Genomic DNA, 21,280 nt, shown 5'->3' with positions numbered 1-21,280 from the left:
GGTCGCGCTCCATTCACCCTTCATCCAAAGGACCCCGGATGCTTGAACTTGTCGCCGCTTTCATCTGCCTCACCACCCTCCTGACCTTCGTCAACTTCCGCTTCATCGGCCTGCCGCCGACCATCGGCGTGATGGTCACCGCGCTGCTGTTCTCGCTGATTCTGCAAGGCCTCAGCGTGCTCGGCTTTCCCGGCCTCGAAGAGCGCGTGCAACAACTGATCGGCCAGATCGACTTCGGCGATCTGCTGATGAACTGGATGCTGTCGTTCCTGCTGTTCGCCGGCGCCCTGCACGTCAACCTGAACGACCTGCGCAGCTACCGCTGGCCCATCGGCCTTTTGGCCACGTTCGGCGTACTGATCGCAACCGTGGTGATCGGCAGCCTGGCCTTCTACATCTTTGCTCTGTTCGGCTGGCACGTGAGCTTCCTCTATTGCCTGCTGTTTGGCGCGCTGATTTCGCCGACTGACCCGATTGCGGTACTCGGCGTGTTGCGTACCGCCAACGCGTCAAAGCCGCTGAAGACCACCATCGTCGGCGAGTCGCTGTTCAACGATGGCACTGCGGTCGTGGTGTTCACCGTGCTGCTGGGCATCGCGCAACTGGGCGAAACGCCGACCGTCAGCGCCACGGCCATGCTGTTTGTTCACGAAGCGATTGGCGGTGTGCTGTTCGGCGGGCTGATCGGCTATCTGGTCTATCGGATGATCAAAAGCGTCGAGCAGCATCAGATCACCGTCATGTTGACCCTGGCCCTAGTGATTGGTGGCTCGGCCATGTCCACAGAGCTGCACGTCTCGGCGCCAATCGCGATGGTGGTTGCCGGTCTGATCATCGGCAACCTGGGGCGCAATCTGGCGATGAACGACATGACCCGTCGCTACCTCGACGGTTTCTGGGAATTGCTCGATGACATGCTCAACGCCTTGCTGTTTGCGCTGATCGGCATGGAGTTGTTGCTGCTGCCGTTCAACTGGCTGCACATGGCCGCGGCAGGTTTGCTCGCGGTGGCGATTCTGCTGTCGCGCCTGCTCACCGTAGCGCCGGCAATCCTCTTGCTGCGCCGCTGGCGCTCAGTGCCGGCCGGCACTATCCGCATCCTGACCTGGGGCGGTTTGCGTGGCGGCGTCTCGGTCGCGCTGGCCCTGTCGCTGCCATTGGGGGCCGAGCGCGACCTGCTGCTGAGCATTACCTACATCGTCGTGCTGTCGTCGATTCTGGTTCAGGGCCTGACGATTGGCCGAGTCGTACGCCGGGTGACTCAGCCGACCTGAGTGAGCGCGGCGGCGCTAGCCGCTGCACAGCAACTCAAGCAGATACCGCATCGCCACAGGACGGTGCGGCGTCGAACCCTGCAGCACTACCAGATCCCGCGCATAGCGCGGGTTATCGACCGGCAGCACTTGCACGCCGTCCAGGTTCATCCCGGCCCACTGCGGCACCAGCGAAACGCCCATTCCCTGAGCGACGAGCATGACGATGGTCTCCAGCGCATCCAGCTCACACAGAAGCGTCGGCTCAAGCGATTGTTCATCAAGGAAGCGCTGTGCAATCTGTCCACCCCAGGAGCGTGCGTCATAACGAATGAACGGCTCCTCGCGCAGCAAACTCACCAGCGACGGCTCGCTGAGACTGGCCGGAGCGATGAGGATCAGCGGCTCGGCCTTGAGCAGCTTCAGCGCGAGAGCTTTGGGCGGTGGAAACGGTGGCCGGACCAGAATTGCCGCATCCAGCTCACCGCTCAGCACCTTTTCATAGAGGCTTTTTGAATCACCCGGGGTGATCTTCAGCTTCAACTCCGGTGCCGACTGCGCCAGACGCTCGATCACGCCGGGCAACACACCGGTCAGCGCCGTCGATATCGCCCCGATCTTCACTTCACCCGACAGCCCGTCACGACTCAGATCGTGATGCAACGCCTGCGCCTGCTCAACGATTGCGCGGATTTTCGGCATCAGCAGCAGGCACTGATCCGATGGCCGCGCGGTATGCGCCGTTCGTAACAGCAAGGCGCATCCCAGCGTTCGTTCCAGCGCCTGGACACGCTGACTGATCGCCGCTGCCGTGCGGTTTTCCCGGCGCGCAGCTGCCGCAATCGAACCGGTCTCGACCACCGCAATCAGGCTTTCGCCGCGCGGGCTGTTTACCCTGAGCGCTCCTTCACTCGGGGATCTCCCATGAACAGACCCTTTCACGCTGCATACCATGTTTGCGACCTGGAACAGACGCGGATTTTTTATCGAGATGTGTTGGGTTGCACCGAAGGGCGCAGCACCGACACCTGGATCGACTTCGATTTTTTCGGCAACCAGTTATCCCTGCACCTGGGCACGCCCTTCGCCACGACTCGCACCGGTCAGGTCGGCGAACACAAAGTGCTGATGCCGCACATCGGCGTGGTATTGCCACTTGAGCAATGGCTGGTACTGGCCGAGCGCCTGACCCACCTCGGCACCCGATTCGAGATCCCGCCCGTGGTGCGCTTTGCCGGCGAACCCGGCGAGCAACGCACGATGTTTTTCCTCGACCCCAGTGGCAATCCCCTCGAAGTCAAAGGCTTCAAAGACTTCAGCAACCTCTTCGCACACTGATTCCACCCCAACAAACACAACAACAAAGGGGCACACCATGCGCAACAGAAAACCCACCAGCCTTGTCACCCGGATCATGCTCGGCCTCGCGGCCGGGGTCATCGTCGGCCTCCTGCTTAACCAGTTTCCCGAACACAAGACGTGGTTCATCGACAACTTGCTGCAGCCGGCGGGCGACTTGTTTATCCGCCTGATGAAAATGATCGTCGTGCCGCTGGTGTTTGCCTGCATGGTCGTCGGTATCGCCGGCGCGGGCAGCACCCGGGCGCTGGGGCGCGTCGGGATAAAGACGCTGGTGTATTTCTTCACCGTCACCAGCATTGCCATCGTCTTCGGTTTGATCGTCGGCAACGTCTTCCAGCCCGGCGCCGGCGCAGACTTCAGCAGCACCCTGCAAACACCGGTAACCGGCCTCGCCGCGACGGGCGAGGCGCAGAACCTTGGCCGCACTCTGGTCAACATTGTTCCGGACAACATCGTTCTCGCCATGTCTCAGGGCAAGCTGCTGTCGGTACTGTTCTTCGCCATCCTGTTCGGCTGCGCCCTGTCGATGCTGCCCGAACAGCAGAAAGCACCGTTGATTGCGGTGATACAGGCGATCTCGGACACCATGTTCAAGGTCACACATCTGGTCATGCACTATTCGCCGATCGGTATCTTCGGCCTGATCGGGGTCACCGTGGCGAGTTTCGGCCTCAGCGCATTGCTGCCGCTGGCCAAGTTGATCGGTATCACGTACGTGGCGGTACTGCTGTTCGCGTTTTGCGTGCTGGGGCTGGTGGCGCGAATAGCCGGCATCCGTTTTTTCCGCCTGATCAAGGCCATCCGCAGTGAACTGATACTGGCCTATAGCAGCGCCGCGTCGGCCACGGTGATGCCGCAACTGATCGAGAAAATGGAGCGCTATGGCGCACCGCGCCCTATCACCAGCATGGTCATCCCGCTGGGTTACTCATTCAATCTGGATGGCGCGTCATTGTTCGCCGGTCTGGGCACCCTCTTCATTGCCCAGGCCTACGGCATCGATCTGAGCCTGTCCGACCAGGCGATGCTGGTGCTGATCATGGTGCTGACGTCCAAAGGCGCGGCCGGCGTGCCCGGCTTCATGTTCATCATCCTGACAGCAACGTTGACAGCGGCCGGGTTGCCCGTGGAAGGCGTGGCAATCATCGCCGGCGTCTATCGCTTGATGGACATGCCGGTCACGGCGCTCAACGTGCTGGGCAACGCGCTGGCGCCTCTGGTCATCGCTCGCTGGGAAGGCCAGCTCAAGGCGCCTGAAAGCGAACCCGCCCAGGCGCCAGCCGCCCAGACGTTCAAGGCCTGACGCTTTTTTCAGGTGAGGCGGATTTCGCGCGCAACGGAGCCGGGCCTGTTTGATCAGGGCTCGGTTTATCCGCCTTCGGCGCACCGCTCTCACTGCGAATCTGTGCATGGCTGATCAACGCGAAAATGAAACTGCCGCCGATGATATTCCCGGCCAATGTCGGTCCAGCAAATACCGCCCAGAAATCACCCCAAGGCAGTTCACCGGCAAAGACCAGATATGACACTTCTGCCGAGCCGACCACGATATGGGTGAAGTCGCCGAGCGCCATGAAATAGGTGATGAGGATGATGATCCACATCTTCGCGCTCTCCATGGACGGAATCATCCAGACCATGGTGGCGATCATCCAGCCGGAGACGATGCCCTTGGCGAACATCTGCCCGGCGCTGTGCTCCATCACCTTGCGGCCGATTTCCAGGAAAGCGTGGTCGGTCTTGCTGTCGAAGATCGGCAACTCAAGCATCACGTAAGCCACCAAAATCGTGCCGCACAGGTTGCCGAGCAACACCACCGTCCAGAGGCGAATCAGCCGTGCGAAATTGAGCAGGGTCGGTTTGGTCATGACCGGCAGTACGGCGGTCAGGGTGTTTTCGGTGAACAATTGCTGGCGAGCGAGAATCACCGCAAGAAAGCCTGCGCAGTAGCCGAAACTGGCGATCACCTTGAATTCGTCACCGTCGGGCAGGCGCGAGTTGAGCAGGCCCATCCCCATCAGCGACAGGCCCATGGTCAGGCCGGCCGCGAGCGCCGACCACCACAGCGCAGCAATGCTGCGCTCCAGTTCCTGATCGCCCTGGGCACGAATGATTTCATGCAGAACCGCCGCGCGTGGCGGCTGGTTTTTCTCGATTTCTTTCTTTTCCTGGGTCGACAGGTCTGGGGTCTTGCCGTCAGTGGGGGTGGTCATGGCGTAGGAAACCGTGGGGGACGATTTAGCTACGACCGTTGCGCTTGGGAATACGTTCTGTAGGCAGCGGGCAAATCTTCATGCGTTCAAACCAGCTTTCGCGAGCAGGCTCGCTCCCACAGGTACCGTGTGATCCCTGTGGGAGCGAGCCTGCTCGCGAAGAATGCGCCGCCGATCTTATTGAACCGCTTCGTCATCCTTGAACTGGTCTTTCACATATTTTATCTCGGTGCGCCCGTGTGGTGCCGGCAGGCCGTCCTCACCCAGGTTGACGAAAACCATCTTCTCGACCGTGAGGATGCTCTTGCGGGTGATCTTGTTGCGCACTTCGCAGGTCAGGGTGATCGAGGTGCGGCCGAACTCGGTGGCGGTGATGCCCAGTTCGATGATGTCGCCCTGGCGCGAGGCGCTGACGAAGTTGATTTCCGAGATGTATTTGGTCACCACGCGCTGATTGCCCAACTGGACGATGGCGTAGATCGCCGCTTCTTCGTCGATCCAGCGCAGCAGGCTACCGCCGAACAAGGTGCCGTTGGGATTGAGGTCTTCGGGTTTTACCCATTTGCGGGTGTGGAAATTCATGTTCACTCCTGAGCGCTTGCCGAAAGATGCGCCCATCTTGGCAGACTGACCAGTCAGGCTCCAGGCCGCTGCGACTATGGTCGCCATTGGCGATCTTCATTTGGTCGACAGAAACCCTTTGGAAGATCAGCCCGGACGGCTATAATCGCTTCCGTTTCAAAAACGGTAATGATCGCTTGCTACCGTTTTCCCGCCACCTGTCCGAGGGGCGCTGCAGCAGGTTCGACCTGTCAGGCTCGGATGGGGCGTTGACTGGCCACGGCCAGACACTAAACGCACAACGGCGCCCATTCGCATACATTACGAATGGAGGCTCTTCATGAGCGCTGTCAACACGCCTGCCGATTTTACCGATTACAAAGTTGCCGACATGTCCCTCGCAGCCTGGGGCCGTCGCGAAACCATCATCGCCGAATCGGAAATGCCGGCTCTGATGGGTCTGCGTCGCAAGTACGCTTCCGAGCAGCCGCTCAAAGGCGCGAAAATCCTCGGCTGCATCCACATGACCATTCAAACCGCCGTGCTGATCGAAACCCTGGTTGCCCTGGGTGCCGAAGTACGCTGGTCGTCGTGCAACATTTTCTCCACTCAGGATCAGGCCGCTGCCGCTATCGCTGCTGCCGGCATCCCGGTGTTCGCCTGGAAAGGCGAGACTGAAGAAGAGTACGAGTGGTGCCTGGAGCAGACCATCCTCAAGGATGGCCAGCCATGGGACGCCAACATGATCCTCGACGATGGCGGCGACCTGACCGAGCTGCTGCACAAGAAATACCCGCAGGTGCTGGACCGCGTTCACGGCGTGACCGAAGAAACCACCACCGGCGTGCATCGCCTGCTGGACATGCTGGCCAAGGGCGAGCTGAAAATCCCGGCCATCAACGTCAACGACTCGGTGACCAAGTCCAAGAACGACAACAAGTACGGCTGCCGTCACAGCCTGAACGATGCGATCAAGCGCGGTACCGACCACCTGCTGTCCGGCAAGCAAGCGCTGGTCATCGGTTACGGTGACGTGGGCAAGGGTTCGGCGCAGTCCCTGCGTCAGGAAGGCATGATCGTTAAAGTCTCCGAAGTCGACCCGATCTGCGCCATGCAGGCCTGCATGGACGGTTTCGAACTGGTTTCGCCGTTCATCGACGGTATCAACGACGGTTCCGAAGCGAGCATCGACAAAGCGCTGCTGGGCAAGATCGACCTGATCGTGACCACCACCGGTAACGTCAATGTTTGCGATGCGAACATGCTCAAAGCCCTGAAGAAGCGCGCCGTGGTCTGCAACATCGGTCACTTCGACAACGAAATCGACACCGCTTTCATGCGCAAGAACTGGGCATGGGAAGAAGTGAAGCCACAGGTGCACAAAGTTCACCGCACCGGTGCCGGCAGCTTCGACCCACAGAACGACGACTACCTGATCCTGCTGGCCGAAGGCCGTCTGGTGAACCTGGGCAACGCCACCGGTCACCCGAGCCGCATCATGGACGGTTCGTTCGCCAACCAGGTACTGGCGCAGATCTTCCTGTTCGGTCAGAAATACGCCGACCTGTCGCCAGCGCAGAAAGCCGAGCGCCTGACCGTTGAAGTACTGCCGAAGAAACTCGACGAAGAAGTGGCCCTGGAAATGGTTCGCGGCTTCGGCGGCGTGGTCACTCAACTGACCAAGCAACAGGCTGACTACATCGGCGTCACCGTCGAAGGCCCGTTCAAGCCGCACGCTTACCGCTACTAAGTAACCGGCTGCTTTATTTGTAGGAATGGCTTGTTGTGGCGAGGGAGCTTGCTCCCGCTGGGCTGCAAAGCGGCCCCAGGATGTTGGGAGCGCTGCGCACTCCAGCGGGAGCAAGCTCCCTCGCCACATACAGGTTCGCTCCTACAGATGAAACATACCGAAGGCTTTCGTGTTTCCAAGGGTATGACCATGTCCCAAGACCGTCGCTACAGCTTCGAGTTCTTCCCGACCAAGACCGATGCTGGGCATGAAAAACTGCTTGCCACTGCCCGTCAGCTGGCCACTTACAACCCCGACTTCTTTTCCTGCACCTATGGCGCTGGTGGTTCGACCCGTGATCGCACCCTCAACACCGTGCTGCAACTGGAAAGCGAAGTCAAAGTACCGGCCGCACCGCACCTGTCGTGCGTCGGCGACAGCAAGGACGACCTGCGCGGGCTGCTGAACGAGTACAAGGCGGCCGGCATCAAACGCATCGTCGCCCTGCGCGGCGACCTGCCGTCCGGCATGGGCATGACCAGCGGTGAGCTGCGTCACGCCAATGAGCTGGTGGAATTCATTCGTGAAGAAACCGCCGATCACTTCCACATCGAAGTCGCCGCTTACCCGGAGATGCATCCGCAAGCGCGCAACTACGAAGACGATCTCGCCAACTTCGTGCGCAAGGCTCGCGCCGGCGCCGACAGCGCGATTACCCAGTACTTCTTCAACGCCGACAGCTATTTCTACTTCGTCGACCGTTTGCAGGCGCTGGGCGTGGACATTCCGGTAGTGCCGGGGATCATGCCGATCACCAACTACAGCAAACTCGCGCGCTTCTCCGATGCCTGCGGGGCGGAAATTCCGCGCTGGATCCGCAAGCAACTGGAAGCCTATGGCGATGACGCGCTCAGCATTCAGCGCTTTGGCGAGCAAGTCGTCACCGAGATGTGCGAACGCCTGTTGCAGGGCGGCGCACCGGGGCTGCATTTTTATTCCATGAACCAGGCCGAGCCTAGCCTGGCGATCTGGAATAACCTGAAGTTGCCGCGCTGAAGCAGCTGTAAGCTACAAGCTACAAGCAAGGTCCAGAAATCGCAGCCTTCGGCGGCTCCTGCAGGAGTTGTCGTAGCTGTGATTTTTTGCGTTTGGAGCCGCGAAACAGAGCTTGTGCAGGCGCTTTCTGGCTCTTTGCGGGTTCTCGTCGTAATCTCCAGCCATGCCTTTGATCACGCAATTATTCGCCGTGCTGGTTTTTGCTTGCCTGAGCTTCGCCGCTCGAGGCGAGAAGCTGCGTATTGTCACCGAGCCGTGGGCGCCTTACGTGTACGAAGAGGATGGCCGAAGTCTCGGTCTGGATTACGAAACCACGGCCATCGTGTTCAAGCGCCTGGGCATTGACGTCGAATGGCAGTTCCTGCCGTGGAAGCGTTGCCTGTCGATGCTTGAATCCGGTCAGGCCGACGGTGCGCTGGACATCTTTCACAGCGATGAGCGCGACGCCACCCTGCTCTACCCCAGCGAGCCGCTGTCGGACGTCGAGTTCGTGATGTTCTACGCCAATGAGCGCCCGCACCCGTTCAACACGCTCGAACAACTCAAAGGCCTGACCATCGGCACCTCGCCGGGCTATCTGTACAGTCCCGATTTCAGCCAGTCGGACCTGTTTACTCGCGAACCTGCACCGACCCATGAAGCCAATTTCGGCAAGCTGGTGCGTGGCCGCATCGATCTGTTGATCACTGACCGTCGCGTCGGTCAGCATTTGCTCGATCAGTTGGGTTTGCGCGCGCAAATCAGCGAAAACCCCACCGTCATCAGCCGTCAGAGCCAATTTTTGGCGGTTCGGCGCAATGCGGGCATGGACTTGCTGGTGCAGCGTTTCGGCGCCGAACTCAAGCGTTTCAAGCGTGAACCTGCCTACGCCGAACTGAGCGCACGCTACGGAGCCGCACCTGCCGGCAGTGCGCCGATACGCTCTGCCACGGCCAACGGCAAAACCGTTGAGCAGCAGGAAAGCGGCGCGCGGTGATTGCTCTGTTATACTCCGGCGTTCCCGCCAGGCTCACGCCCGGACGCCCGGAACCGTAAAAGGCCTCACGACCCGCTACAGCGCAGCTTTGCAGCCCGCGCGAGCGCTCCTGACGTGCCTTCGGAACCGCAGCAGGACCGGACGGGATTGCGTCCTCTTAAACGTGATTCGCGCCAGGCAAGACTCCCATTGGGCCAAGCCCTAACTAAAACAGGATTACTCATGTCCTTTGCTTCCCTCGGTCTCTCCGAGGCTTTAGTCCGCGCCATCGAAGATGCGGGCTATACCGAGCCTACTCCGGTGCAACAGCGGGCCATTCCCGCCGTGTTGCAAGGTCGCGACCTGATGGTCGCGGCTCAGACAGGTACCGGTAAAACCGGCGGTTTCGCCCTCCCGATTCTGGAGCGGTTGTTCCCCAACGGTCACCCGGACAAATCCCAGCGTCATGGCCCGCGCCAACCGCGCGTACTGGTCCTGACCCCGACCCGCGAACTCGCGGCTCAGGTGCACGAGAGCTTCAAGATCTACGCCCGTGACCTGAAATTCGTCAGCGCCTGCATCTTCGGCGGTGTCGGCATGAACCCACAGGTCCAGGCCATGTCCCGCGGCGTCGACGTGCTCGTCGCCTGCCCGGGTCGTCTGCTCGACCTGTGCGGCCAGGGCAGCGTTGATCTGTCCCACGTGGAAATCCTCGTCCTCGACGAAGCCGACCGCATGCTCGACATGGGTTTCGTGCACGACGTGAAAAAAGTCCTCGCACGCCTGCCGTCCAAGCGTCAGAACCTGTTGTTCTCGGCGACGTTCTCCAAAGACATCACCGACCTTGCCGGCAAGCTGCTGCACAACCCGGAACGCATCGAAGTGACGCCGCCGAACACCACGGTCGAGCGCATCGAACAACGCGTGTTCCGTCTGCCGGCCAGCCACAAGCGTGCACTGCTGGCGCACCTGATCACCGCCGGCGCGTGGGAACAGGTGCTGGTGTTCACCCGCACCAAGCACGGCGCCAACCGTCTGGCCGAGTACCTGGACAAACACGGCCTGCCGGCTGTGGCGATTCACGGTAACAAGAGCCAGAACGCCCGCACCAAAGCCCTGGCCGACTTCAAGGCCGGCGAAGTGCGCATTCTGGTCGCCACCGACATCGCCGCCCGTGGTCTGGACATCGATCAGTTGCCGCATGTGGTCAACTTCGAGCTGCCGAATGTCGACGAAGACTACGTGCACCGCATTGGCCGTACCGGCCGTGCCGGTCGCTCGGGCGAGGCGATCTCGCTGGTCGCACCGGACGAAGAAAAGCTGCTGAAAAGCATCGAACGCATGACCAAACAGAAGATTGCCGACGGCGATCTGATGGGCTTCGACTCGAGCACCATCGAAGCCGAGAAGCCGGAAGTCCGTGAGCGTCCGGATGTCCGCAACCCACGCAATTCCCGTGGCCCGCGCGGCGACGGCCCGAATGGCGGCGGCGGTGGCGGCGGTCGTAAAGACAAGGGCAAGGACAAAGGCAAGGAAAAACCGGCCGGCGACCGTGGCGAACGCCCTGCCCGCGCGCAGAAACCACGCGAAGGCACGCCGAGCCGCGAACAGCGCCCGAGCCAGCCACCGCGTGCAGCGGCTGACCGTGCCCCGGACGAGTTCCTTGACGACGATGTGGATAACTTCGGTAACCGCGTTGACTACGTGCCGAAAGCCGCTCCTGCCGGCGGCCGTGGCCGTCGTCCGGGCGCACCGGCGCAAGGCGCTGGCGCTGGTGCACCGCGTGGCGGTCAGCCACAAGGTCGGCAGAACGGTCCGCGCAACAGCAACGGTTCGAGCACCGGCACCCCGCCCGCCAAACGCAGCGGCCCGCGTAACGGCGCTCCGCGCGATGGTCAGTCAGGACGTCGCGACGATTCCGCCCCGCGCAACCGCCGTCCGGCCCGCGACGATCAGCCACGTACCGAGCAGCCCGCCGTGCAGAACCCGCGCAGCAATGGCCCGAAGATCATGCACAAGGAATCGAAAGCCGACCGCTTCCCGACGCCTGAGCAGCTCGATCAACTGCCAAGCCGTCCGCGTGGCGAGAAACCGGCACTGCTGACTCGCAATCGCTGAGTTAACGCCGCAATGAAAAATGCCCCGGTTCGAAAGAGCCGGGGCATTTTTTTACCTCGAATATTTCTGCCACACCGCAATACCCTGTGGGAGCGAGCCTGCTCGCGAAGGCGTCGGATCAGCTCAATCTCTGCCGAATGACACACCGCTTTCGCGAGCAGGCTCGCTCCCACAAGATATCTTCTACAAGGGGTCCGTGGTGTGGCAGGCAATAAAAAACGCCCCCGGCCTTTCGACCGGGGGCGTTTTTTATGTGCGGCGAAGATTACTTCGCTTTCACACCTTCAAACGAAACGTACAGCTCGACCGCATCGGACTTCGGACCGAGGTCTTTCTGCTTGCCGAAATCGGAACGCTTGATAGTGGTGGTGCCTTCGAAGCCGGCACGGTAGCCGCCCCATGGATCTTTGCCTTCGCCCAGGAAAGTCGCTTTGACAACGACAGGCTTGGTCACGCCCAGCAGGGTCAGGTCGCCGGTCACGTCAGCGGTGTTGGCACCGGTGGACTTGACGCTGGTGGAGACGAAGGTGGCCTTGCCGAATTTGCTGGCGTTGAGGAAGTCAGCGCTGGCGATGTGCTTGTCGCGCTCGGCGTGGTTGGTGAACACGCTGGCGGTGTTGACGTTGAACTCGATTTTGCTGTCTTCAGGCTTGGCAGCGTCGAAGCTGAACTTGCCGTCGATGTCCTTGAAGGTACCGGTGATGTAGCTGTAGCCCAGGTGGCTGATCTTGAAGTCGACGAAGGCGTGCTGGCCTTCTTTGTCTACGACATAGTCAGCGGCCATTACGTTGGCGGACAGGACGGCAGAACCGATTGCCAGAGCGGCCAGAGTCTTTTTCAACATGCTTTCTTTTCCTTTGAGTCGAGGTTGAATTTCAGGCTTTGCGACCGAGCATTCGAGTGAGGGTCGCATCACGATCGATAAAGTGGTGCTTCAATGCTGCCAACGCATGGAGACCGGAAAAAATTACCAGCGCCCACGCCAGCCAGAGATGAATCACCCCAGCGGTATCTGCCTGATCCGGTAGTCCGGAGAGCAGAGCAGGAACTTCAAACAGGCCAAACACCGGGATCCCGACACCGTCTGCGGTGGAAATCAGGTAACCGGCAATCATCACAGCAAACAGCGCCAGATACAGAAACCCGTGGCCGAATTTCGCGCCGATACGGGTCATGCGGCTGTAGCTTTGCAGCGTAGAGGGCGGTGGGCTGATAAAACGCCACAGCACCCGCAACACCATCACAGCGAGCAGCACCAGACCGATGCTTTTGTGCAGATCCGGCGCGTCTTTGCGCCAGGTGCTGTAGTAATCCAGCCCGACCATCCACAGACCCAGCGCAAACAGCCCGAAGACCGCCAGCGCCACGCCCCAGTGCATGAAGATGCTGACCCAACCATAGCGCGAAGAAGAGTTACGTAGCTGCATTGCCCAAATCCTGTGAGAACTGCGAACCAAGACTAGCGAGTTATCTATCGAATTAAAGCGGAAAATTTTGCTTTGAAATATCGAGAAATACGATCAAGAGTCTGCGAGCGGGGTGTTAAGGAAGGATTAAAGGCGATTTCGCTGTGGAACGCTTGGACAAATGATCGGTGCTGCGTCATCGCTCAAGAGCACCTTGGCGAAGGCATACGCAGACCGTTAACGGGGAAATTCGCAACCGATAACTATGTACCGCTGTTACCACGGATGAACCTGTTCGAATGATGCCCCGTCATCATTTTTAACAGGCGCAAGATATGTCTCTGCGATATACCCCGTTTCAGGCAAACGGTTCTTCTGTATTGCCGCCCAATCAAACAATGTCGGCCGGCCAGTACCTGCAATCGGACAACGCTCGATTTCGCTTGCTGTTGCAGAGCGATGGAAATCTGGTCATGAAAGAGGGCGAGGCTGACATCTGGATTGCGGACAACAACCAGCCTTACAGCGCAACGTTGCATCCGAAGAGAATGCGCGAGCCGCTGCAATTCGTAATCAGCAACAACGGTTTCCTTTTCGACCCCTCCAGACGGCGACTGTGGATTGCCGAAAGCACGCACAGCCTTGATAAATCGCTGTGGTACAACACTTACATGACGCTTCAGGACGATGGAAACCTGGTGATTTATGACCAGCGCACGGGAAATCTGCGCTGGGCGCGCTTTGGTTTTATTCCCGGGCGAATCCGCAAGCCCAAGCAAAAGTGGCTGAAGAAATTGCCGAACGGCATCGAGTTCTTCAAATGGGAGTTCTAACCGTTTTGACTGACTAGTTATGCAGTACCGCCGGCGGTTGCAGGCAATCGGCGCTGTAAGGATCTATCTGGCAGGTGTGCGCAAGTTCAGAACCATACCCGCCCGGAAAGAAATGCCCATGGGTACAGCCGGAAAGTGTCATCAGCAAAAGTATGAGCGTGAGCGTTTTCATCAAGTGCCTCCAATTTCTCCCAGCTTAAAATGGGCGCTCAGGCAGCCGCTATCACCCCTTTCCGAGTGTCTTGTGGGAAGCCTCCGCTACGCAGGTAAGCCCCGTGGGCGGATCGCGAAGGACATAAATACAGGCCAAAAAAAACGCGACCCGAGGGTCGCGTTTTTCATGGGAGCAAAGCCTTACTGCGCCTTGGTCTCGGCCGGTGTTGCTGGCGCCGCAGGTTTGGCGGCTGGCTTCTTCGCCGGTTCAGTTTTCTTCGCCGGCGCTTTTGCCACAGGCTTCTTCGCCTCGGTCTTGGCTGCCGGTTTCTTCGCGGCAGGCTTGGCCGCAGCCTTCTTCGCGGGCTCAGCTTTCACCGGGGCCGCTGGCTTCGGCGCTTCCACCGGGGCTGGCGCAGGTGCCGGGGCTGGCGCGACCGGAGCAGGAGCAGGCTCTGGCGCCTTCACCGGCTCAGGCTTCTTGTCGTCATCGGAACCGCCAAACAGGTTAGTGAAGAAATTGCCCTTCTTCGCCGCCACGGCACCCGCCGCGCCTGCCGCTGCGGCAGCCGGAACCACTTTGACCGGTTCGAACGATTTGCCTGCCGCCAAATCTTCAACCTGGCTGGCCGCGCGCTGACCGGTGCGCAACGCACCTTCCAGTGTGCCCGGGTACAAGGTGTCGGTGTGTTCGCCAGCAAACGCTACGCGTTGCAGAGGACGCTCCCACAGGCGCCAGAACCTGCTGATCTGCCCCGGGCCGTAGGCCAGGTAGGCGCCGCCCATCGACGGGTCGGTGCTGTAGCGACGGATTTCATAACCGGTGAACGAGCCACGGGCCTGTGGATAAAAAGCGTGCAGACGGATCAACACCTGATCAACCATTTGCTTGTCGCCGAACGCCTGCATGACGCGGGCGTTGTCGCCGGACAGGTTGATCACTACGTTGGCGCCACCCTTCAGCGCCGGCTCGATCCAGAGCATGCCCAGACCGGTATTGCTGTAGATCTCGCCGGACATGCGCGATTTGCTTTCCCACACTGGCGTCTTGAACTTCAGCATGATCTGGTCGCGCCAGCCGTAGTTGGTGCCTTTGATCGCAGCCAGATGCTGGGCATCCAGTGCTGGAGTCAGCTGGATCTTGTTCAGCGCACGCAGCGGCACCGCCAGCACCACGTAATCGGCCTGGTAACCGACGCTGCCGACCTTGACGGTCACGCCGTCCTTGTCCTGGGTCACTGCCGACACTGGCGAGTTGGTCTTGATGGTCTTGATCTGTTTCACAAAGGCCTGGGCCAGCACCTGACTGCCGCCGACCAGACGCGAGGCACGCAGGTCACGGTCGGAGACGCCACGATAAACGCGGTTCTGCTGGGCGAAATACAATAGCGACAGACGGGAAGGTTCGTCGTAGTGGGTGCGGATGTCCTGATTGATCAACTGACGTGCGGTGGCCGGCAGGTTCTGCTTGTCGAGCCAGCTCGACACGGTGATCTGATCCAGCGCGTGCAGGGTGGCGGTCGCTGCCGGGTTCTGCGGATCGTCGATCGAGCGTGCCAGATCGTCGAGGGTTTTCTGGTAGCGCTTGAGCGCGTCGGCGGTGGCTGGCTGCTTGGTCGCCAGATCAGCAGCAGTGAAATAATCACCGTCGATCAGATAACTCGGCGTACGCACGAATTCCGGTGCCGGCGTGGTGCCGAGCTTGAAGGTCGAGACGTACTTGTTCAGCACCGGCTGGGTCTTGTCGTTGCCGATCCACTCACTGGTGGCCATGCCCGAACGACCACCCAGGCTCGGTTTGGCTTCCAGCAGCGTGACCTGCCAGCCCTTGTTTTGCAGCTCATAAGCAGCCGTCAGGCCCGACAGGCCGCCGCCGATCACGATTGCGGTTTTATCCTTGGCCAGCGCCGTAACGCTGAACAGCCCCAACATCACCAGCGCACAGGCGCGCAGCCAACCGACAGACATTCAGCGAACTCCGGAAAAAACACGTAGGAAAAATCAGTTGTGCGGGTCAGACGACCCAAAGAACCGCGAAGAATACGTTAGCCATCAAAACGCCGCCAGCGACGTCTATCGGCTCAGACAAAGTAGCTCAATCGACACAATGGGTTGTCCCCGCGCGACGCATTGCATAGGCTTGCCCGATTGTTCGCCCGCGCCTGACGCGAGCCGCCTCGAGGAGACTGTAAATGGGCCTGAATAACCAGTGGATGCAACGCGATCTTGCGGTGCTGTGGCATCCCTGCACCCAGATGAAAGACCACGAACAGCTGCCGCTGATCCCGATCAAGCGCGGCGAAGGCGTCTGGCTCGAAGATTTCGAAGGCAAGCGTTACCTCGACGCCGTCAGCTCGTGGTGGGTCAACGTGTTCGGCCACGCCAACCCGCGCATCAACCAGCGCATCAAGGATCAGGTCGATCAACTCGAACACGTGATCCTTGCCGGGTTCAGCCATCAACCGGTGATTGAGCTGTCCGAGCGTCTGGTCAAGATGACGCCGGAAGGCCTGAACCGGGTGTTCTACGCCGATAACGGCTCGTCCTGCATCGAAGTCGCGCTGAAGATGAGCTTTCACTACTGGCTCAATCGCGGCCAACCGAACAAAAAGCGCTTTGTCACCCTGACCAACAGCTACCACGGTGAAACCATGGCAGCGATGGCGGTCGGCGATGTGCCGCTGTTTACCGAGACCTACAAAGCGCTGCTGATGGACACCATCAAGGTTCCGAGTCCGGACTGCTACGGGCGCCCCGACGGCATGAGCTGGGAAGAGCATTCGCGCAATATGTTCGCCGCCATGGAACAGACGCTGGCCGAGCATCATGACAGCGTCGCGGCGGTGATCGTCGAGCCGTTGATTCAGGGCGCGGGCGGCATGCGCATGTATCACCCGGTGTACCTCAAGCTGCTGCGCGAGGCCTGCGACCGCTACGGCGTGCACCTGATCCACGACGAAATCGCCGTTGGTTTCGGCCGCACCGGGACCATGTTTGCCTGCGAACAGGCCGGCATCCGCCCGGACTTCCTCTGCCTCTCGAAAGCTCTGACCGGTGGCTACCTGCCGCTGGCAGCGTGCCTGACCACTGACGATGTCTACAGCGCGTTCTACGACGACTACCCGACCCTGCGCGCCTTCCTTCATTCGCACAGTTACACCGGCAATCCGCTGGCCTGCGCGGCGGCGTTGGCGACGCTGGATATTTTCGAGCAGGACAATGTGATCGAGAACAACAAGGCGCTCGCTCAGCGTATGGCCTCGGCGACGGCGCATCTGGTTGATCACTCGAACGTCTCGGAAGTGCGCCAGACCGGCATGGTCCTGGCGATCGAGATGGTCAAGGACAAGGCCACCAAGGAGGCCTACCCTTGGCAGGAACGCCGTGGCTTGAAGGTGTTCCAGCATGCGCTGGAGCGTGGCGCGCTGCTGCGGCCGCTGGGCAGCGTGGTGTATTTCCTGCCGCCGTATGTGATCACCCCGGAGCAGATAGACTTTTTGGCCGAGGTTGCCAGTGAAGGCATCGACATTGCGACGCGTGACAGCGTCAGCGTGGCGGTGCCGAAGGATTTCCACCCCGGTTTCCGTGATCCGGGCTGATGCAAATCATTCAAGATATGTAGTGCCTGGCGGCCGCTTTCGCGAGCAAGCCCGCTCCCACAGGGGAATGCATTTCAAGTGTGGGAGCGGGCTTGCTCGCGAATGAAGTCGACGCCGATCCAACTGATTCATATTTGCAGAGACCCGAAATGAGACTGTCCCGCTTCTTTATCGACGCCCCGCTGAGCACCGGCGAACACGAATTGCCGGAAGCCCAGGCGCATTACATCAGCCGCGTGCTGCGCATGGCCGAGGGTGATGCCGTGCAGTTGTTCGACGGCTCCGGCCATGAGTTTCGCGGATCGCTGGTGGAAGTCGGCAAGAAGCGCGTCGTCGTGCAGATCGACGAGCAATTCGCCGGGCAGGTCGAATCGCCGCTGCAGATCCACCTCGGCCAGGGCTTGTCCCGTGGCGAGCGCATGGACTGGGCGATTCAGAAAGCCACCGAACTGGGCGTGACTGAAATCACGCCGATCTTCAGCGACCGCTGCGAAGTCCGCCTCAAGGATGAACGCGCCGACAAGCGTTTGCTGCACTGGCGTCAGGTGGCAATCAGCGCCTGCGAACAGTGCGGGCGTTCACGGGTGCCGGTGATCCACCCGCCCGTGCTGCTGGCGGATTGGCTCAAGCAGACCGAAGCCGAGTTGAAGCTGGTGCTGCACCCGGTGGCCGAGCCGCTGGTCAGCCATGCGAAACCGGCGACGCTGGCGTTCCTGATCGGGCCTGAAGGGGGCTTGTCGGATGCCGAAGTCGAGCAGGCCAAGGCCAACGGCTTCCACGCCGCCCGCCTCGGCCCGCGGGTGCTTCGCACCGAAACCGCGCCGGTGGTTGCATTGGCAGTGGCCCAGCAGCTTTGGGGAGATTTCTAAGGCCTCTTCGCGAGCAAGCTCGCTCCCACAGTAGATCTCCAGGGAATAGAGATTTTGGGAGCACTCTAGATCCAATGTGGGAGCGGGCTTGCTCGCGAATGCGGTGTGTCATTCAACGAAATGTTGGCTGATCTGACGCCTTCGGGAGCAAGCCCCCTCCCACAGGGATTGCATTCACAGGACGTAAAACAGAATCGCGACAAAGTGCAGCAGACTCCCGGCAATCACAAACAGATGCCAGATGCCATGGGCATGCCGCAACCGATGATCCAGGGCAAAAAAGAAAATCCCCACCGTGTACAAAACCCCGCCCGACGCCAGCCAGGTAAACCCCGCCGTGCCCAATGCGGCGATCAGCGGTTTAACCGCGACCAGCACAATCCAGCCCATCACCGCGTAAATCACGATCGACAGAATCCGCGCTTCGGAACGCGGTTTGATCTCTTGCAGAATCCCGATCAGCGCCAGCCCCCAGACAATCCCGAACAGCGTCCAGCCCCACGGCCCGCGTAACGTCACCAGGCAAAACGGCGTGTAGCTGCCGGCGATCAACAGGTAGATCGAAAAATGATCGACCTTCTTCATGATCGCTTTCTTGCGCCCGCGCACGCTGTGGTACACGGTCGAGGCGCTGTAGAGCACCAGCAAGGTGAAGGCGTAAATCGCCACGCTGACGATCTTCCATGGACTGCCGTCGAGGCTGGCAATCACCAGCATCCACACGCCGCCGATAAACGCTGCGATGGCTCCGACGAGATGGGTCCAGGCGTTAAGTTTTTCCCCGTGATACATGTATCGCACACCTCATATTCATTACCGCAGCGCGCAAGGCTCGGGCCTTGAGCGTAAAAGCGCAATGTTTCCGTTTAAAAGATCAAAAGATCGTCCGATCGCGGCCCGAGCCTTCGGCAGCTCCTACAAAGGGCGGCGCATACCGTGCACAATCGGCGCATTCCAAAAAGAGTCCGCGCCATGCTGATCGACGAAGAATTGACCCTGAAAAAACTCGAGGTGTTCCTCGCCTTCATGCGCACCGGCAACCTCGCCCGCGCCGCCGCCGAATTGCAGACCAGCAATGTCAGCGTGCACCGCGCCATTCACTCATTGGAAAACGCCCTGCGCTGCCCACTGTTCAAACACGAAGGCCGCAACCTGACGCCGCTGGAAAGCGCTTACGTGCTGGAAGAACGCGCGCAGAAGCTGATCAACGACGTGGTCGAAAGCGTGCGCCTGACCCGCGAAGCCGCCGGGTTCTCTGCAGAACGCTTCAAGCTTGGCTCGCTGTATTCGCTGACGGTAAAGACCGTGCCGCAGCTGATCATGGGCCTGAAAATCCGCCGCAGCGAACTCAACATCGACCTGATCCTCGGCTCGAACATCGACCTGCTCTACAAGCTGAAAAACATGGAAGTCGACGCGATTCTGGTGTCGCTGGACGACAGCATCAACGATCCGGATTGCGAGCAGATTGCGCTGTTCTCCGACGACATCTTCCTCGCCACCCCGGCGGATTCAAAGTTTGCCCAGCGCAGTGAAGTGGATCTGGCGGAGGTGCGTGATGAAACTTTCATCACCCTGACCCAGGGTTTTGCCACGCATCAGGACGGCGTGCGGGTGTTCAAACAGGCAGGATTCGAGCCGAAGGTGGCGATGCAGGTGAATGACATTTTCACCCTGCTGAGCATGGTCAGTTCCGGGGTGGGTTATGCACTGCTGCCGGGGCGGATTGCGGCGGTGTACGAGAACCGGGTGAAGCTGATTCCGTTGCAGGAGAAGTACCGGTTGCAGCAGCACATAGGCGTGGTGTTTCTGAAGGCCAAGGAGCGCGATCCGAATCTGCTGGCGTTGCTGGCGGAGTGCCGGATGTATGCCAATCGCCAGGCCAGCGCATGATCGTTCCCACGCTCTGCGTGGGAATGCCTCAATGGACGCTCTGCGTCCGCTTTGGGACGCGGAGCGTCCCGGGCTGCATTCCCACGCAGAGCGTGGGAACGATCAGTCAACCGACTAGCCCACCAACCCGCGCATCGCCAGAAACAATAGCGAAGGTCCGAGCAGACACCCAAGCGCTGTATAGAACGCCGCCGTCAGGCACCCATAAGGCACCAGTTTCGGGTCGGTCGCCGCCAGCCCGCCGGCCACACCGCTGGAGGTACCCATCAAGCCGCCGAAGATCACCGCACTGCGCGGATTGTTCAGGCCGATCATGGGTGCCACGAACGGTGTCATCACCATTACCAGAATCGCCTTTATCAAGCCCGCCGCAATCGACAGTGCCATGACTTCGGAACTGGCGCCAATCGCCGCGCCGGTCACCGGGCCGACGATGTAAGTCACGGCGCCTGCGCCAATGGTGGTCAGGCTGACCGCATCGGTGTAACCGAACGCCATCGCCACGCCGACCCCGGCCACGAACGAAGTGCCCACGCCCACGAACAACGCCAGCACACCGACAAATCCGGCGCGCTTGAGCTCATCGACACTGACCCCGAACGCTGTGGCGACAATCGCAAAATCCCGCAGCATCGCGCCCCCCAGCAGACCGATGCCGGACAGCAGCGGAATATCCACCACACCCTTCTGCCCGCCGGTCAGCGCACCGCCGACATACGACAGCACCAGCCCGAGCAGAATGGCGATCGCCGAACCGTGCAAACGACCCTTGGTGAACGTGTTGGACATCCAGTAGGACACCCACATGGTCAGGCCAACAATCAAAAAGCCGCTGATCAAACCGTAGCCGGTGATCACTTTCATCATCGATTCGTACATGGCGATCACCCTGCGGTCTTGGCTGGGGCGATGGGGGTCTGCTCCTTGTTGCCCATGCGCGTCAGCACCGGCACCAGGGCAAAGGCGATCACCACGGCGAGCGTTCCGGCGAGGATCGCCATCGGCCCACCCTTCAGTGCGCCGTAGACGTTCTGCTGCGCCGCCATGGCCACGACGATAGGGATGTAGATCGCGCTCCAGAACTCGACGCCCTGCTCGGTCTTGCCCTTGAGCCAGCCGCTCTTGTAGAGGTAGCTGCCCAGGCCGATCAACAGCAGCATCGCAATACCGACGCCGCCGACATTGGCCGGCACGCCGATCAGCTTGCCGAGCAATTCACCGACCCAGATACCCACCAGCGTACAAAAGGCGAGAAACGCCACACCGTAAATAATCATTGT

Annotated in this window: 20 protein-coding genes and 1 riboswitch; of the genes, 11 read left to right on the top strand and 9 right to left on the bottom strand. The window is 60.3% G+C overall.

What is annotated here, in order from left to right; genetic code table 11:
- The first annotated feature begins 38 nt into the window (after window positions 1–38).
- A complete protein-coding gene (locus tag HU739_RS19845) occupies window positions 39–1,274 on the top strand; it encodes a cation:proton antiporter (protein WP_186549336.1) in 1,236 nt (411 codons plus the stop codon).
- A gap of 15 nt (window positions 1,275–1,289) precedes the next feature.
- Here HU739_RS19845 and HU739_RS19840 read toward each other — a convergent pair whose 3' ends face one another.
- Window positions 1,290–2,123 (bottom strand): LysR family transcriptional regulator, encoded by an 834-nt coding sequence (locus HU739_RS19840; RefSeq protein WP_407681964.1) that lies wholly within the window; start codon window positions 2,121–2,123, stop codon window positions 1,290–1,292.
- A gap of 54 nt (window positions 2,124–2,177) precedes the next feature.
- Here HU739_RS19840 and HU739_RS19835 point away from each other — a divergent pair, with 54 nt between their 5' ends.
- Together HU739_RS19835 and HU739_RS19830 are read left to right on the top strand one after the other, a co-directional pair.
- Window positions 2,178–2,591 (top strand): VOC family protein, encoded by a 414-nt coding sequence (locus HU739_RS19835; RefSeq protein WP_186549341.1) that lies wholly within the window; start codon window positions 2,178–2,180, stop codon window positions 2,589–2,591.
- A gap of 37 nt (window positions 2,592–2,628) precedes the next feature.
- Window positions 2,629–3,918 (top strand): cation:dicarboxylate symporter family transporter, encoded by a 1,290-nt coding sequence (locus HU739_RS19830; RefSeq protein ID WP_225922750.1) that lies wholly within the window; start codon window positions 2,629–2,631, stop codon window positions 3,916–3,918.
- On the opposite strand, the gene HU739_RS19825 is transcribed toward HU739_RS19830, so the two are convergent.
- Together HU739_RS19825 and HU739_RS19820 are read right to left on the bottom strand one after the other, a co-directional pair.
- The gene (locus tag HU739_RS19825; protein WP_225922749.1) at window positions 3,908–4,828 is read right to left on the bottom strand and encodes a formate/nitrite transporter family protein; all 921 of its coding nucleotides are present in this window, start codon (window positions 4,826–4,828) and stop codon (window positions 3,908–3,910) included. The genes HU739_RS19830 and HU739_RS19825 overlap by 11 nt on opposite strands.
- A gap of 177 nt (window positions 4,829–5,005) precedes the next feature.
- Window positions 5,006–5,410, bottom strand: a complete 405-nt coding sequence (locus HU739_RS19820) for an acyl-CoA thioesterase (RefSeq protein ID WP_016772772.1) — start codon at window positions 5,408–5,410, stop codon at window positions 5,006–5,008.
- Window positions 5,411–5,607: 197 nt separating this feature from the next.
- Window positions 5,608–5,706: riboswitch (S-adenosyl-L-homocysteine riboswitch) on the top strand.
- A gap of 23 nt (window positions 5,707–5,729) precedes the next feature.
- Between HU739_RS19820 and ahcY the strand changes: the two genes are divergently transcribed.
- The 4 genes from ahcY (at window position 5,730) to HU739_RS19800 (ending at window position 11,247) form a co-directional block, all read left to right on the top strand.
- On the top strand, window positions 5,730–7,139 hold the full coding sequence (ahcY, locus tag HU739_RS19815; protein WP_039757587.1) for an adenosylhomocysteinase: 1,410 nt from the start codon (window positions 5,730–5,732) through the stop codon (window positions 7,137–7,139).
- Between the two features lie 189 nt (window positions 7,140–7,328).
- The gene (metF, locus tag HU739_RS19810; RefSeq protein WP_186549344.1) at window positions 7,329–8,174 is read left to right on the top strand and encodes a methylenetetrahydrofolate reductase [NAD(P)H]; all 846 of its coding nucleotides are present in this window, start codon (window positions 7,329–7,331) and stop codon (window positions 8,172–8,174) included.
- Between the two features lie 163 nt (window positions 8,175–8,337).
- A complete protein-coding gene (locus tag HU739_RS19805) occupies window positions 8,338–9,150 on the top strand; it encodes a substrate-binding periplasmic protein (RefSeq protein ID WP_186549346.1) in 813 nt (270 codons plus the stop codon).
- A gap of 222 nt (window positions 9,151–9,372) precedes the next feature.
- Window positions 9,373–11,247, top strand: coding sequence for a DEAD/DEAH box helicase (locus HU739_RS19800; protein ID WP_186549348.1), 1,875 nt, complete (start codon window positions 9,373–9,375; stop codon window positions 11,245–11,247).
- Between the two features lie 265 nt (window positions 11,248–11,512).
- On the opposite strand, the gene HU739_RS19795 is transcribed toward HU739_RS19800, so the two are convergent.
- Both HU739_RS19795 and HU739_RS19790 read right to left on the bottom strand, forming a co-directional pair.
- Entirely contained in the window at window positions 11,513–12,091 is a 579-nt protein-coding gene (locus HU739_RS19795; RefSeq protein ID WP_039757580.1) for a YceI family protein, read from the bottom strand.
- A gap of 31 nt (window positions 12,092–12,122) precedes the next feature.
- Window positions 12,123–12,674 (bottom strand): cytochrome b, encoded by a 552-nt coding sequence (locus HU739_RS19790; protein WP_186549350.1) that lies wholly within the window; start codon window positions 12,672–12,674, stop codon window positions 12,123–12,125.
- A gap of 314 nt (window positions 12,675–12,988) precedes the next feature.
- On the opposite strand from HU739_RS19790, the gene HU739_RS19785 reads away from it, so the two are divergent.
- Window positions 12,989–13,486 carry a hypothetical protein gene (locus tag HU739_RS19785; RefSeq protein ID WP_186549352.1) on the top strand — a complete coding sequence of 166 codons (498 nt, stop codon included), beginning with the start codon at window positions 12,989–12,991 and terminating at the stop codon, window positions 13,484–13,486.
- Between the two features lie 354 nt (window positions 13,487–13,840).
- On the opposite strand, the gene HU739_RS19780 is transcribed toward HU739_RS19785, so the two are convergent.
- A complete protein-coding gene (locus HU739_RS19780) occupies window positions 13,841–15,607 on the bottom strand; it encodes a flavin monoamine oxidase family protein (protein ID WP_186549354.1) in 1,767 nt (588 codons plus the stop codon).
- A gap of 224 nt (window positions 15,608–15,831) precedes the next feature.
- Between HU739_RS19780 and HU739_RS19775 the strand changes: the two genes are divergently transcribed.
- Both HU739_RS19775 and HU739_RS19770 read left to right on the top strand, forming a co-directional pair.
- Complete coding sequence (locus tag HU739_RS19775; protein ID WP_186549356.1) at window positions 15,832–17,238, top strand: adenosylmethionine--8-amino-7-oxononanoate transaminase; 1,407 nt, start codon at window positions 15,832–15,834, stop codon at window positions 17,236–17,238.
- A 149-nt stretch (window positions 17,239–17,387) separates the two neighbouring features.
- Window positions 17,388–18,107, top strand: coding sequence for a 16S rRNA (uracil(1498)-N(3))-methyltransferase (locus HU739_RS19770; RefSeq protein WP_186549358.1), 720 nt, complete (start codon window positions 17,388–17,390; stop codon window positions 18,105–18,107).
- A 174-nt stretch (window positions 18,108–18,281) separates the two neighbouring features.
- Here the strand turns inward: HU739_RS19770 and trhA are convergent, their stop codons facing one another.
- Entirely contained in the window at window positions 18,282–18,899 is a 618-nt protein-coding gene (gene trhA, locus HU739_RS19765; RefSeq protein ID WP_186549360.1) for a PAQR family membrane homeostasis protein TrhA, read from the bottom strand.
- Between the two features lie 180 nt (window positions 18,900–19,079).
- Here trhA and HU739_RS19760 point away from each other — a divergent pair, with 180 nt between their 5' ends.
- Complete coding sequence (locus HU739_RS19760) at window positions 19,080–20,000, top strand: LysR family transcriptional regulator (protein WP_186549362.1); 921 nt, start codon at window positions 19,080–19,082, stop codon at window positions 19,998–20,000.
- Window positions 20,001–20,114: 114 nt separating this feature from the next.
- On the opposite strand, the gene madM is transcribed toward HU739_RS19760, so the two are convergent.
- Window positions 20,115–20,879, bottom strand: coding sequence for a malonate transporter subunit MadM (gene madM, locus HU739_RS19755; protein ID WP_016984761.1), 765 nt, complete (start codon window positions 20,877–20,879; stop codon window positions 20,115–20,117).
- Between the two features lie 5 nt (window positions 20,880–20,884).
- Window positions 20,885–21,277: a malonate transporter subunit MadL gene (gene madL / locus HU739_RS19750; protein ID WP_186552304.1), complete on the bottom strand. Its 393-nt coding sequence runs from the start codon at window positions 21,275–21,277 to the stop codon at window positions 20,885–20,887.
- Window positions 21,278–21,280: the final 3 nt, after the last annotated feature.

The sequence above is a fragment of the Pseudomonas hamedanensis genome (assembly GCF_014268595.2).
GTDB classification, from domain to species: Bacteria; Pseudomonadota; Gammaproteobacteria; order Pseudomonadales; family Pseudomonadaceae; genus Aquipseudomonas; species Aquipseudomonas hamedanensis.
This window is presented reverse-complemented; position numbering and strand designations above follow the sequence as displayed.